Source organism: Cryobacterium sp. TMS1-13-1, assembly GCF_004403125.1.
GTDB lineage: Bacteria > Actinomycetota > Actinomycetes > Actinomycetales > Microbacteriaceae > Cryobacterium > Cryobacterium levicorallinum.
Genome location: NZ_SOGX01000017.1, coordinates 1 through 13,855, shown reverse-complemented (window position 1 = coordinate 13,855; position 13,855 = coordinate 1). Strand labels below are relative to the sequence as shown.

Annotated in this window: 11 protein-coding genes, 1 tRNA gene and 1 pseudogene; 6 read left to right on the top strand and 7 right to left on the bottom strand. The window is 63.6% G+C overall.

The window, feature by feature from the left end; translation table 11 throughout:
* Positions 1–203 precede the first annotated feature (203 nt).
* The 6 genes from thrB to argS form a co-directional block, all read right to left on the bottom strand.
* A complete protein-coding gene (thrB, locus tag E3T31_RS14935; RefSeq protein WP_134469841.1) occupies positions 204–1,163 on the bottom strand; it encodes a homoserine kinase in 960 nt (319 codons plus the stop codon).
* Entirely contained in the window at positions 1,160–2,287 is a 1,128-nt protein-coding gene (thrC, locus tag E3T31_RS14930) for a threonine synthase (protein ID WP_134469839.1), read from the bottom strand. The genes thrB and thrC overlap by 4 nt, the downstream gene beginning before the upstream one ends.
* Positions 2,287–3,624 carry a homoserine dehydrogenase gene (locus tag E3T31_RS14925; protein ID WP_241978029.1) on the bottom strand — a complete coding sequence of 446 codons (1,338 nt, stop codon included), beginning with the start codon at positions 3,622–3,624 and terminating at the stop codon, positions 2,287–2,289. The genes thrC and E3T31_RS14925 overlap by 1 nt, the downstream gene beginning before the upstream one ends.
* Positions 3,621–5,039: a diaminopimelate decarboxylase gene (gene lysA / locus E3T31_RS14920; RefSeq protein ID WP_134469837.1), complete on the bottom strand. Its 1,419-nt coding sequence runs from the start codon at positions 5,037–5,039 to the stop codon at positions 3,621–3,623. The genes E3T31_RS14925 and lysA overlap by 4 nt, the downstream gene beginning before the upstream one ends.
* Positions 5,040–5,175: 136 nt before the next feature.
* Positions 5,176–5,937 (bottom strand): DUF2993 domain-containing protein, encoded by a 762-nt coding sequence (locus E3T31_RS14915; RefSeq protein ID WP_166788525.1) that lies wholly within the window; start codon positions 5,935–5,937, stop codon positions 5,176–5,178.
* Between the two features lie 2 nt (positions 5,938–5,939).
* The gene (gene argS, locus E3T31_RS14910) at positions 5,940–7,616 is read right to left on the bottom strand and encodes an arginine--tRNA ligase (protein WP_134469833.1); all 1,677 of its coding nucleotides are present in this window, start codon (positions 7,614–7,616) and stop codon (positions 5,940–5,942) included.
* A gap of 41 nt (positions 7,617–7,657) precedes the next feature.
* On the opposite strand from argS, the gene E3T31_RS14905 reads away from it, so the two are divergent.
* The 6 genes and pseudogenes from E3T31_RS14905 (at position 7,658) to E3T31_RS14880 (ending at position 12,978) form a co-directional block, all read left to right on the top strand.
* Complete coding sequence (locus E3T31_RS14905; RefSeq protein WP_134469831.1) at positions 7,658–8,317, top strand: iron ABC transporter ATP-binding protein; 660 nt, start codon at positions 7,658–7,660, stop codon at positions 8,315–8,317.
* A 22-nt stretch (positions 8,318–8,339) separates the two neighbouring features.
* Positions 8,340–8,411 (top strand) — tRNA-Arg (locus E3T31_RS14900).
* Between the two features lie 492 nt (positions 8,412–8,903).
* Positions 8,904–9,944, top strand: coding sequence for a hypothetical protein (locus tag E3T31_RS14895; RefSeq protein ID WP_134469829.1), 1,041 nt, complete (start codon positions 8,904–8,906; stop codon positions 9,942–9,944).
* Positions 9,945–10,252: 308 nt separating this feature from the next.
* Positions 10,253–10,558, top strand: a complete 306-nt coding sequence (locus tag E3T31_RS14890; protein WP_134469827.1) for a hypothetical protein — start codon at positions 10,253–10,255, stop codon at positions 10,556–10,558.
* 117 nt (positions 10,559–10,675) lie between these two features.
* Complete coding sequence (gene istA / locus E3T31_RS14885; protein WP_134469825.1) at positions 10,676–12,232, top strand: IS21 family transposase; 1,557 nt, start codon at positions 10,676–10,678, stop codon at positions 12,230–12,232.
* 38 nt (positions 12,233–12,270) lie between these two features.
* Positions 12,271–12,978, top strand: a pseudogene (locus E3T31_RS14880) (ATP-binding protein).
* A gap of 109 nt (positions 12,979–13,087) precedes the next feature.
* On the opposite strand, the gene E3T31_RS18800 reads toward E3T31_RS14880, so the two are convergent.
* Positions 13,088–13,666, bottom strand: a complete 579-nt coding sequence (locus E3T31_RS18800) for a S8 family serine peptidase (RefSeq protein WP_166788524.1) — start codon at positions 13,664–13,666, stop codon at positions 13,088–13,090.
* Positions 13,667–13,855: the final 189 nt, after the last annotated feature.

Genomic DNA, 13,855 nt, shown 5'->3' with positions numbered 1-13,855 from the left:
AAGTGGAGGGGATTGGTGTAAACACACACAGCTACGCACAAAATCGCAATAGCAGTGAGGTACAGGGAATGCACCGGATGTCGCCGGAGGCGGTTTCTATCGGGTGCGCTTCAACCATAGCACTCCACCACCAGTCGAATCGCCAGTCGAATCGCCAGTCGGGCCGACGCGCACGAGGCACGTCAGCCCGATCAGAACGAGCGTTACGCGGCGCTCTCGGCCGTGCTCGCGGAAGCGAGCGGATGCACGGTGGCACCCTGCACATCAACGGCGAGCATGAGCGCACGCCACGGGGTGTCTGACTGGCTCGCGACGAGTTCGGCTGCGACCAGACGCTGGCCCGGGTCACTCGCCAGCACCAGAATGGATGGACCGGCACCGGACACGACGGCCGCGAAGCCGGCTTCGCGCAGCAGGGTGATGAGCTTATTCGTCTCCGGCATGGCCGCGGCGCGGTAGCTCTGGTGCAGCTTGTCCTCGGTCGCGGCCAGCAACAGTTCCGGGCTCTGAATCAGCGCGGCGATCAGCAGCGCAGAGCGAGACAGGTTGAAAACGGCGTCCTCGTGCGGCACGGAAGCTGGTTGCAGGCTGCGCGCGAGCGCGGTGGACATCTCCTGCTCAGGAACGAACACGAGAGGCTTGACGCCGCGGTGCACAACGAGCTTTTTGTGACGCGGGCCCTCGGGGGTGGTCCAGGCGATGGTCAAACCGCCAAACAGTGCGGGGGCGACGTTGTCCGGGTGCCCTTCCATCTCGGTGGCGAGTACGAGCAGCATTTCGGCGTCGATGTCGACCACGCCCTCCAGCAGTCCCTTGGCCGCCATGATGCCCGACACGATGGCCGCACCGGAGGAGCCGAGGCCGCGCCCGTGCGGAATGACGTTGTGCGCGACGATGTTGAGCCCGGGCATGGGCTGACCCACGGCCTCGAAGGTGTGGATGATCGCACGCACGACGAGGTTGCTCTCGTCGGTGGGCACCTCACCGGCGCCCACTCCGTGCACCTCGACAAAGACGCCGGGTTCGCTGCGCACGGTGACTTCGAGCTGGTCGTACTTGGCCAGCGCGAGCCCGAGCGTGTCGAAACCGGGGCCGAGGTTAGCCGTGGTGGCCGGAACCTGCACCGAGACGGCGCGCCCAATCAGCGAGAGCGGACTGGTCATGCCTTGCCCAGGCCGAGCACGCTGGCGATTTCGGCAGTGTCCACCGGAACGATGGTAGGTACGACGTCGGAGCCGTCGGCGGTGCGCAGCGCCCAGTTCGGGTCCTTCAGACCGTGGCCGGTGACGGTGATCACGACGGTCGAGCCCTTGGGGATGAATCCGGCCTCGGCGCGCTCGAGCAGTCCGGCCACTCCAATAGCGGATGCCGGTTCTACGAAAATTCCGACCTCGGCCGAGAGAATGCGGTGCGCTTCAAGAATTTTTGCATCGGTGATGGCACCGAAATAGCCGTCGCTCTGCTCACGCGCGTTCAGCGCGAGGTCCCAGGATGCCGGGTTGCCGATGCGGATGGCGCTCGCGATGGTGTCGGGGTTGTCGACCCGGTGGCCGAGCACGATCGGGGCGCTGCCGGAGGCCTGGAAACCGAACATGCGCGGCAGTTTCGTGGTGGCGCCGCGGGCGACCTCTTCGCTGTAACCGCGAAAGTAGGCGGTGTAGTTGCCGGCGTTGCCGACCGGAACGAACTGAAAGTCCGGGGCGTCGCCGAGCACCTCGACGACCTCAAAGGCGGCGGTCTTCTGGCCTTCGATGCGGTCGGGGTTGACCGAGTTGACCAGGTGCACCGGGTAGTTGGTGGCGAGGTCACGGGCGATGTCGAGGCAGTCGTCGAAGTTGCCCTGCACCTGCAGCAGCTGCGCGTTGTGGGCGACGGCCTGGCTGAGCTTGCCCATGGCGATCTTGCCCTCGGGCACGAGCACAGCGGCGGTGATGCCCGCGTGGGTCGCGTAGGCGGCGGCGGAGGCACTCGTGTTGCCGGTCGAGGCGCAGATGACGGCCTTCGCGCCGTCTTCCATGGCCTTGGAGATGGCCATCGTCATGCCGCGGTCCTTGAACGACCCGGTCGGGTTCATGCCCTCGAACTTAATCCAGACCTTCGCGCCGGTGCGCGCGGAGAGCGCTGCGGCGGGGATGAGCGGCGTGCCGCCCTCCCCGAGGGTGATGATCGGGGTCTTCTCGGAGATATTCAGTCGGTCGGAGTATTCGTTCAGCACCCCGCGCCACTGGCGGCTGACGATCGCGCCGGGCTTGGTCAGATTGGTACTGGTCTCGCTTGGGCTAAACATCAGACTCCTTCAACTCTCAAAACGGATGCGACTTCGGTGACAACACTGTTGGTGGCCAGGTCCTGCACGGTGGCGGCGAGTGCGGCCTCCGTTGCGTCATGGGTCCCGATAACTAGGGTAGCCGTGGCCGAGCGTGCCGCACGACTCTTCGTTGCCATCACGGCCGGTGTCATGGACTGTTCCACGAGCGCCAACGAGACCTTGCGTTGGCCGAAGACGCTCGCGATGGTTGCGAGCACGCCGGGTTCGTCGGTGACTTCGAGGGTCACCGCGTACCGTGTGGTGACCCGGCCGATATCAAAGATGGGCAGTTCGGCGTAGGTCGATGCGGCAACGCCCGGCCCACCGGCGACGTGACGCCGCGCGATGGAGACAACGTCCCCGAGCACGGCCGAGGCCGTCTCCACTCCCCCGGCTCCGGCGCCGTAGAACATGAGGCTGCCGGCGGATTCCGCCTCGACGAAGACGGCATTGTTGGCGCCGTGCACAGCGGCCAGCGGATGGCTGCGCGGAACCATCGCCGGGTAGACCCGTGCCGACACCCCGTCGACGCCGTTTTCATCGGTGACCCGTTCGCAAATGGCGAGCAGCTTCACGACATAGCCGGCCTTGCGCGCCGATTCAATCTGCGCGGGGGTGACCGACTCAATGCCTTCACGGTAAACGGATGCCAGCGGCACCGTCGTGTGAAATGCCAGACTCGCCAGAATGGCCGCCTTCTGCGCGGCGTCGTATCCGCCGATGTCGGCCGTCGGATCGGCCTCGGCGTAACCGAGCGCGGTCGCCTCGGCCAGCGCGTCTTTGAGACTGGACCCGTCGGTGTCCATCCGGTCGAGAATGAAGTTCGTGGTGCCGTTCACGATGCCGAGAATACGCTTGACTTGATCGCCGGCGAGGCTCTCCCGCAGCGGACGCACGATGGGAATGGCCCCGGCGACCGCGGCCTCGTAGTTGATTTGGGCGCCGACCTGATCGGCGGCCGCGAACAGCTCGGGTCCGGCTTGGGCGAGGAGCGCCTTGTTGGCGGTGACAACATCCGCTCCACTATTGATCGCCAGCAGAATGTGGCTGCGAGCCGGCTCGATGCCGCCCATCAGCTCGATCACGATGTCTGCGCCGAGAATGAGCTCCTCGGCGTTGGTCGTGAACAGGTGGCGGGGCAGGTCGACCGTGCGTTCCGCGTTCACGTCGCGCACCGCGATGCCGACCAGTTCCAGGGTGGCGCCGACGCGATTGGCCAGTTCAGGGCCCTGTTCCAGCAACCGGCGGGCTACCTGGGCACCCACGTTGCCACCGCCGAGGAGCGCGACGCGCAGATTGCGGTATTCGATCTTCAAGATTCTCCTCCATTGGCCGGGCCCGTCGAAGGCATCCCGGTGTCCCGCGCGAGCAGGTCGGCTATCGTTTCTCCGCGCACGAGCACACGCGCCGTGCCATCCAGCACGGCAACGACGGGCGCGCGGCCCTGGTAGTTGTAGTTGTTGGACAAAGCCCAGCAGTAGGCGCCGGTGGCCGGCACCGCGAGCAAATCGCCGGGGGTCACATCATTCGGCAGATAGTCGGCGTCGACGACGATGTCACCGCTCTCACAGTGCTTGCCGGCGATGCGCACGAGCACCGGCTCGGCCGTCGACACCCGATCGGCGAGGCGTACCGCATAGTCGGCCCCATAGAGGGCCGGGCGAACGTTGTCGCTCATGCCGCCATCGACGCTGACGTAGAGGCGCTGCGTACCCGACACGTCGACGGCTTTGGTGGTGCCGACGCGGTAGAGGCTCACGCCGGCGCGTCCGATGATGACGCGGCCCGGTTCGAACGCGACGACCGGCAGCGGGATGTTCAGCCGCGCGCACTCGGTGGCGACGATGTCGGCCAGGGCCACGGCGAGCTCTCGAATCGGCGTGGGTTCGTCGGCGCTCGTGTAGGCGATGCCGAAGCCACCACCGAGGTTGAGTTCGGGCACCGGGCCGTCTTTGAGCAGGACCGCGTGCAGGTCGAGCAGCCGGGCAGCCGACTCGGCGAATCCGTCTGCACCGAAGATCTGGGAGCCGATGTGGCAGTGCAGGCCGACAAAGTTGAGCGCGGGTTCCGCGCGAATCAGCGCGACCAACCTCGGTGCATCGGTAAGCACGATTCCGAACTTCTGGTCTTCGTGCGAGGTGGCCAGAAATTCGTGGGTATGGGCGTGCACGCCGCTGTTCACGCGCAGCCGCACGTTCTGCACCCGGCCGTTGCGCGCGGCGGCTTCGGCGACGCGGCCGATTTCAACCTCGCTGTCGATCACGATCGTGCCGACGCCCACCCGGGTGGCCTGCTCGAGTTCGGCGAGGGACTTGTTATTGCCGTGAAAGCCGAGCCTGGCCGGTTCGGCGCCGCCAGCCAGCGCGACGGCGAGTTCGCCACCGCTGCAGACGTCGATATTGAGGCCCGCGGCGGTGACCCAGCGCACGACCTCGGTCGACAGAAACGCCTTCCCGGCGTAATACACCTTGACGCTCGTGCCGATACGCGCGAACTCAGCCTGGAACACGGTGAGCAGCTCGCTCGCGCGGGCGCGGGCATCCGCTTCATCGATGACATAGAGAGGAGTGCCGAATTCGGCGGCTAGGGCCGAAGCCCGCACCCCGCCGATGAGGAGTTCGCCGCTGGTGCTGCGGGCGGCCGTCGCCGGCCAGAGGCCGGGTGCCAGCGCGTTCGCGTCGGCGGGAAGGCGCAGCCAGTCGGGGGCCAGAGAATTAGGTTCAGTCGTCACGGGGAGTACCTCACGAGAGTCGAAGGGGAATCTCAGCGAGCGAACCCGGATTGGTCCCTGAAGCCGGAAAAATTGGCCAGCCCACAAGAGGGGCAGGCCTGACCAAATTCTACCGCCGCAGGTGACGACGATCGAATTAGTCGGCGCAGCTGCCGAGGGTGGTCAGCGACTGCACGGTGAGCCGCAAAGTGCTCGACTCCAGCGTAACGCGTGCTCGCTCGGGTGAAATGTCAACGTCGCTCAGTTCGACTCCCTCGGGCAGGTAGCTGGCCACGCAGACACCGATCGGGGCCTGCTGGAGGATGAGATTGACCAGCGGTGTCGCGTCGATATCGCCGACGCCGCTGGTGACGGTCGCTTCGGTCGGGGTGAAGTTCAGGGTATCGCCGGCGGCGCCGGCCGTGGCCGTGGCGCTGTAGCCGACATCGAACTCGAACAACTTCACCGACGCGGTCAAGGCAACGTCATCATCGCCGAGGGTCAGTACGGCGTCGGCCGGCGCGCTGCCGGAGGCCTGAACGAGCTGATTGAGGGCGGCCTCATCGAGGTCAAGGGTCGCACTGAGCGAGCCAATCGCCTTGGCCGTATTGGTCGACACATCGCGGGCAATGACATGAACGGATGCCGGCACGCCGTCGACAGTCAGCTTCGGCGCGGTCAGTTCCACCTCGTCGAAATTGCCTCCGATGAACTGTGCGATCACCGAGGTGCCGCCGATGGTGACGGTGATGTCCCCGGTCACGGAGGCGGGCATCCGCTTGCTGATTTCGGTTTCAGCGCGGTCCTGGGCGAAAGCGCGCAGTCCGCTATCGACCAGGAAAAACGCGACCACGAGCAGAACGGCAAGCGTCCCCAGAATTATCAGCGGAACCAGACCGCGACGTTTGCACTTGGCCACGATTACATACGCTCCGGGGCGGTGACGCCGAGCAGGCCGAGGCCGTTGCGGATCACCTGGCTGGTCGCGTCGTTGAGCCACAGACGGGTGCGGTGCAGGTCGGTGACCGGTTCCTCGCCGAGCGGGATGACGCGGCAGTTGTCGTACCAGCGGTGGTAGTAGCCGGCAACCTCTTCGATGTAGCGGGCGACGCGGTGCGGCTCCCGCAATTCGGCGGCCTGGGCGACGATGCGTGGGTATTCCTGCAGCACGCCGAGCAGCGCGGATTCGCTGTCGTGCACGAGCAGCTCCGGCGCAAACACCGAGCGCTCGACGCCGCTCGCTGCCGCATTGCGGGCGACCGAGCAGGTGCGGGCGTGGGCGTACTGCACATAGAAGACCGGGTTGTCGTTCGTCTTCTTGCCGAGCAGGTCGAGGTCGATATCGAGCTGCGAGTCGCTGTTCGAGCGCACCAGGGCGTAGCGGCCGGCGTCAACACCGACGGCGTCGACGAGGTCGTCCAGGGTGACGATGGTGCCGGCGCGCTTACTCATGCGCACCGGTTCGCCGTCTTTGAGCAGGTTGACCATCTGTCCGATCAGAATCTGCAGGTTCACGCCGGGCTGGTCGCCGAAGGCTGACACCATCGCCATCATGCGGCCGACATAACCGTGGTGGTCGGCGCCGAGCATGATCAGGCACTGGTCGAATCCGCGCTCACGCTTGTCGAGGTAGTAGCCGAGGTCGCCCGAAATATAGGCGGGTTCACCGTTGGAACGGATGATCACCCGGTCACGATCGTCGCCGAAGGTGGTGGTACGCAGCCAGATGGCGCCATCCGCTTCGAAAATATGACCCTGTTCGCGGAGGCGTTCGATGGCCCGGTTGACGGCGCCGGATTCGTGCAGCGAGTCTTCGTGAAAGTACACGTCGAAATCGACGCCGAAACCGTGCAGCTTGTCCTTGATCTCGGTGAACATGAGTTCGACACCGATCGAGCGGAACACTTCCTGCTGCTCGTCGCCGGGCAGGGCAGCGACGTCGCCGTCGTACTTCGCGAGCACGTTCGCGGCGATATCGCCAATGTACGCTCCGCCGTAGCCGTCCTCCGGGGTCGGCTCGCCCAGGTAGCTCGCGAGCACGCTGCGGGCGAAGCGATCGATCTGCGAGCCGTGGTCGTTGAAGTAGTACTCGCGGGTGACGTCGGCGCCCTCGGCTTGCAGCACGCGGGCGAGGCTGTCGCCGACCGCGGCCCAGCGCACTCCGCCCATGTGAATCGGGCCGGTGGGGTTGGCCGAGACGAATTCGAGGTTGATTTTGAGGCCGTCGTAGAGGTGGCCGGTGCCGTAGACCTCGCCCAGGTTGACAATGGTTTTGGCGAGCGCGCCCGCCGCCGCAGCCTCGAGACGGATATTGATGAAGCCGGGGCCGGCGATTTCAACGGATGCGACATCGCTCAGCTGTTCGAGACCGGCGGCCAACTCCGCAGCGATTTCACGCGGGTTGGTGCCGAGCGGCTTGGCGATCTTCAGCGCGATGCTCGAGGCCCAGTCACCGTGGTCGCGATTGCGCGGGCGTTCGACGGCGACGTCGGCGAGGGTGAGTCCGAGGTCTACCCTTGCCGTGTCAGCCTCGCGTCGGCGTTCGCTGACGTCCTGGATGAGATCGAAAAGGGACTGGGAGAGTTCGGCAGGAGTCACTGAACAATCGTACCGGCCCCTCCTGTTGGTAAGGTCAACACGTGACTGATACCCGCGTCTACCCCTCATTTGCCCGTACCGCTCCTCGCTTTGCGCGGCGTCGGGCAGGCCTGGTGCTCGCCGGTGGCGCTCTGTTCGCGCTCGTTCTGAGCGGCTGCGCCAGTGGTGACGAGCCGACGCCGACGGATTCTGCGGCGGCGACGAGCACGGCATCCGCTGAACCGACCGAGAGTGCAGCGCCCTCGTCATCGCCGACACCGGAAGCGACCGGTTCTCCGATCGAGCGAGCCTGCGATGAGCTGCTCACCCTGCAGGATCTCTACGATTTCAACCCGAATTACGGCACCGCGCCGAGCTTCGCCCCAGCCGCCGGTGGCTTGGCCGAGTCTGCGCTTGACTACAACGGACTCGCCTGCGGCTACTCGAACCAGACTAGCGGCGAGCTCATCGAGCTCTCGCTGGTGGCGCCGAACGACGTCTTGATGACCACACTCAAGCAGCAAGCGGATGCCGACAGCCAGGCCGTGCCCACCTACGGAACCCCGCCGACCGTCGACGGCTTCTTTGAATACGCCGCCGCCAGCAGCGGCCAAGCACAGGTCTTCACTGGAACCTACTGGGTCACCTTGAGCTCACCAGCCTTCATCGAGCCGGGCGACTCCGAGCGCCTCATGTCGGCGGTGCTCGGTCACCTCGGGTAGCTGCTAACCTTGAACCACCCTGGCCCCCATAGCTCAGGGGATAGAGCACTGCCCTCCGGAGGCAGGGGCGGCAGTTCGAATCTGCCTGGGGGCACACCTGTCGCGTTACAGTCCAGTTCGGACTATTGCCACCTACTTCGGACAATCCGGCTATCAAGTTCGTTGAAAGTCATGTCGTTGTCTTGAGCAGACGTGACCCGAACGCGGTCCTCAGCCTGTCGCAGTTGACGTGCCTTGGCGGGATTTCCTTACGCTGTGACTTTTGGCGCTCATTGGCGACGTTCTGTGATCGTTTTGTGGCGCGAGTCCCTGTGTGCCGCACGCGATCGGTCTGATGTTGATCTCCTTGGTTGGAGGTTTCAACAGCTCTATAGCAAGCAGACCATGGCCGTAGTTCAGCCACCCTTGAGTGCTGCTGACCAGGTAATCGACCTTGGCCTGAGTTTGCCTTCCTGCGAGGGCGGGCGTTCAGCTGGCATCGCTTGTTACCTAATGTGCTTGGTCTGGACGCCGGCAAAGTGGAGCCCTTCGGATTCAGGGTCTTCGCGGTCAGTCCGCCGCTTTCGCCCCGATCGGGGGGCTTGTATTGAACGGCCAAGCCCCGGAAAATTTTGTACCGTCGTTGTCATTAAAGGCAGCATTAATCGGGGGATTCATGACCAAACACTCGCGTATTCAGGGAATGATTGGAATTGTTGCCAGCTGCATATTGTCCGCATCGCTGATGATGGCTGGCGGGGGTGCTGCGTTTGCAGCCGACCCTGCTTTGGACGTCATTGAAATCCTGGGCAATGTCTCACCGTCAACGCTGGAAGACGTGGCGGGCATCGCAACGACTAACTCTGGCCAGCTTGCGATCGACGCAGAGTTGTCCTCGACCGTGATATCCGTGCCGGTCGACCCGGTGGCAGGAATCGTGGCCCAGTCTCCCCACTCCGACTCTTCTTTCACGATCGGGCTCCCCTTCTCAAGTGAAGCGTCGAGTGCTGAGGTGGAGGCAGAGGGGATTGTTTCCTACGACAACCAGAACGGCTCTGTATCCGTGCCGGTCGTCAAGGCCGATGGTTCGGTCCAGATCAACACCGTCATCTCCAACTCAGCCGCACCCACCCGCTATGACTATCCCCTCTCCCTCCCGGAGGGCGCAACGATCGCTGAGGACGGTTCCGGCGGATTCGTCCTCAGCGATGCCACGCAGGTTATTGCCGTGATCGCAGCCCCCTGGGCGAAGGATGCCAACGGGGCCGACGTCGCGACCCGTTATGAGCTCGCTGGCGCCACGCTCACCCAGATCGTCGAGCACACTGCGGGCGGAGTCGCCTACCCTGTGGTGGCTGACCCCAAAGTCACGGCATTGTGGTGGGGCTTCGCGATAAAGCTAACGAAGGCGGAGTCAAGGGGTCTCGCCAACAAGGTCAACACCTCGTACAACGCGGCCGCGGGTACAATTTGCATCTGGGTTCCCAACAACCTAGCCAAGGCCGGATGCGTCATCGCGGTAACCCTTCGACTCGCAACCTGGCAGGCTCCGATTAAGCAAGCGGCAGCTGAGGGCAAGTGCGTTCAAATCAACTTTCCCTACGGAAGTGGGCCCGTTCTGTGGAACGTTACAAAGGTAAAGTGCTGACCTCGATAATGTGGGCAGCCGGAATTTCCGGAGTCTCATTCTTCCTATACTGGACATTGACGGGAGCCCCAGCGAGCGAAGTCCTCATCGGCTCGCTCATCCTTTTCGGCGGACTCGTGCTTGCCGACTATATCCGGACGCGAACCAACCGGAGCGGGCTCAAGTCAGGCCGAAAGGATTCAAATTCGAACACCTGAGCCTGGGCCAGCTTGAAGTGCCCCGCCAGTCCACCTGGCGGGGTGCTTTTGTTTCTGCCACCACGGCGGGATCGATCATTATCCGCGTATCTGGTTCCGGAGAATGACGGGATGGACTGGAACCTGGCGCAATACCTTAATGGAAGAGTGCCAGTCAACGCCAGCCGCTGTCGAGCGGCCTTCAACGACGTAGGTCACCATCAGAACGATAAAGAGGTTCTGTGTCCCGAAAAGCTGCAGGTTTACAAAACACGAAACCTGCCCAAATCGGATCGTGGGAAAAGTGCAGATGTCATTTTCCGTTCTCGTCTGCACAACGGGCCGCGTGTTTTTGGGATTGTGCAGGCGAGTGTTGAGCAGTGGTTTTCCGTTCACCTGAATATTGGCTTCGATGGGCACCACCTTTGGTGCCAGTGAGCCCCACTGTTCAGATGCGCGATTCGTATCGTTCAGCCCCACTACCGGCGTGGTTGAACTCCACCTGAAAAGCTCCTACCACCATGTGAGCGCCACACGGTGGAAGGAGTACCGGTAATGGTACGGAAGATCAAAGCGAAGCAGATCCTGCAGCTTCGGAATCAGGGCTTGTCGCGACGGGCGATCGAGTCCGCCCAGGGGATGTCTCGGCACAGCATTCGAGCTGTGCTCGATGCAGCAGAACGGCTCGGACTCGGCTGGGACGACGTCGCCGAGTTGTCGGAGGCCGCGGTGTATTCGACGTTGTTCCCCGGCCGCGGCGTCCACGAGTCCGTCTTCGCGCAGCCGGACTGGGGCCGGGTCCACACCGAGCTCGCGCGGGTGGGAGTGACGCTGAAGCTGTTGCATCAGGAGTATGTCGACCAGGCCGCGATGGCGCAGGCGACGATGAGTTACGACCGGTTTTGTCGCCTCTATGCCGAGCATGCCACTGTCTCGGGTGCGACATCCCGAGTTGGCCACAAGGCCGGCCGCAGTATCGAGGTCGACTGGTCCGGGCCCACGATGCAACTGCTGGATCCAACGTCGGGCGAGATGTCGAAGGTGTATTTGTTCGTCGCCTGCCTGCCGTTCAGCCGTTATGCGTTCGTGGAAGCGTGCCTGGATATGCGGCAGGAGGCGTGGCTACGCGCCCACACTGCAATGTTCGCCTTCTTCGGCGGCAGCGTCCCACGCCTGGTGCCCGACAATTTGAAGACCGGAGTGATCTCCCACCCCAAGGAAGGCGAAGTCGTCCTCAACGATGCTTACCGGGAGATGGCGGCGCACTACTCGGCCGCGGTGCTCCCCGGCAGAGTGCGACACCCGCGCGACAAAAGTAGCACTGAGAACACGGTGGCCCATGTCGCGACCTGGGTCATCGCCGGTTTGAGGAAGGAGACGTTCACCTCGCTGGCGCAGTTGCGCCTGCGAATCCGGGAACAGATGGATGCCTACAACCGGGAGCCGTTCCAGAAACGCGTCGGGTCCCGCCTCAGCGTGTTCACCACCGAGGAGAAGCCGTTGTTGCAGGCGCTCCCGGCGGCACCGTTCGAGATCAGCACGTGGTCCTATAAACGAAAGGTCAACGCCAACGCCCACGTGGTCTGGGCCAAGAATTTCTACTCCGTTCCCTTCAGCCACATCGGCGCGCTGGTAGACCTGCGCGTCACCGAGACGATGCTGGAGGTCTATCGGCGCGACGAGCGTCTGGCCAGCCATTTGCTGCTGCCGGCCAGCACGACCAACCAGTATCGGACAAACGATGCGGACTTGCCCGAGGGGCGCAGCTTCCAGGCCTGGGACCGACCCCGGATCGAGGAATGGGCCGCGCGGATCGGGCCAGCAACGGTCACCGTGACGGCCAAGATCTTCGAGACCGTCTTCATCGACGAGGCCGGCTTCGACGCCGCGCTGGCCGTGCTGAAACTCTCGCGCCGGTTCCCGTCGGCCCGGGTCGAGGCCGCCTGCGCACTCGCGCTGCGAGGCCCGGTCCGCTCCCCGCGTTATGCGCATTTGCGGCCGATCCTCGACACCGGGCAAGACAAGACCGGAAACGTTCCGGAACCGGAACCGGAACCGGACACCGGCGGTTATGTTCGTGGCAGCGCTTACTACGCCGGGGGAAACCGTTGAGCACGCTGGACGGCGAGACCAAGCGCAAGCTCCGCGAGATGAACGCCGGCGAGCTCCTGCAGGCCATCGACCTCCAAGACGAGATACTCTCGATCAGCCTGACCTTCGAGGAAAGAGTCCGGCTCGTCGTCGACGACGCCTACTCGACATTCATGCATTCCAAGGTTGACGGGCTGATCCGGCGGGCGGGACTGCGTTACCCGAACGCGGATCTGCGGCGCATCGACCTGCTCGACGAGCGCGGTCTCAACCGGCAGGTGCTGACCCAGCTCGGGACCTGCTCGTTCGTCACCCGGCAGCAGAACGTCGTCTTCCAGGGCTTCACCGGGTCGGGGAAGTCGTATCTGGGATGCGCTCTCGCCAAACGGGCCTGCGAGCACCGCATCCGCGCCCACTACGTCCGGATGCCCGACCTCGAGGAAGCCTGGATCGCCGCCCAGGATACAACCGGCGGTGCCGGCAAATTCCTGCGGAAGTATGCCGCCTTCACGCTCTTGGTCATCGATGAGTGACTGCTGGACAAGCCGACGGAATCGATGCGGACGATGCTGCTGGAGTTGATGGAGCGCCGCTACGGCGAGACGTCCACGGTGTTCTGCACCCAGTATCAGCAGAAGGACTGGCACCAGCGCCTCGGCGCCGGCGTCCACGCCGACGCCATCATGGACCGCATCATCCACAACACCACCTGGGTCGACACCGGCACCTACAACATGAGGGAACAAACCGCTCTCGCGACCGCGTAATCCGTGACGGGGAGCACCGGTGGTGCTGAGCCACACCACCACCGGTGCTCTTCCGCACGACCGGTGGGGCTCACCCGCACGATCGGGTGGGGCTCAGAGGCTCGAATACTCAAGTAGCCATGCTGGTGCCGGACACTACGACGAGGTCTCCGGCAGCGTTGGTGGTTTGAACCTCATGGCCTGGTGCGACAACAGATGCCCCGCGAGCTCGCGCAAGAGGGGCTCTTTCTAACTGTTTGTCCATGCTGGTGACCCCGATAACGTGCGCATATTCTGCGGGGTAAGAGGGAACCTCAGTGAGGTCGTTTGACGCACTTGCAACCACTACAATTCCAGCTTTGTGTGCATCCATCACGGCGTTCCGCACAATTTCGTTATCGTTTTGGAGGACTAGGCTCAGGGCCAGAATCTCTGCCTTCGCTGAAATCGCCCAACGAATGCCCTCGGCGATGTCCTCGGGGCTACCATGTCCAGACTCGTCCAAGACTCGAACATCTAGGAGGTCAACGGTTCCGTTTACAGAGGTTCCTTCTCCGGCGATGAGACCCGCAACTTCCGTCGCATGCGACCCTCTTGGTGTTCCTAAAAGGGATCTTGGTTCCCAAGAATCTACGACATTTGCTGTGATAACCGAGTTGGTTGCGATGCCGCCATCTATCAAAGCAACTAGTTGGTGTTCCTCATGCACTCCCCCACTTGATACCGCCACCCTCGCCCAAGAATCTGCCTGAAGATCCCTTGCGTCTGGTACGTCGGTGCGGAATTTGTCAAGGTGAATGAGGCCAGTGGGAGTTTAGGCGGCTAGTTCGAGCCCGTCGTTCTCGGTGAGTTCGTCGGCCGGTTTGTTGATCCATGCCGTCGCGGGAATGGTCAGGAT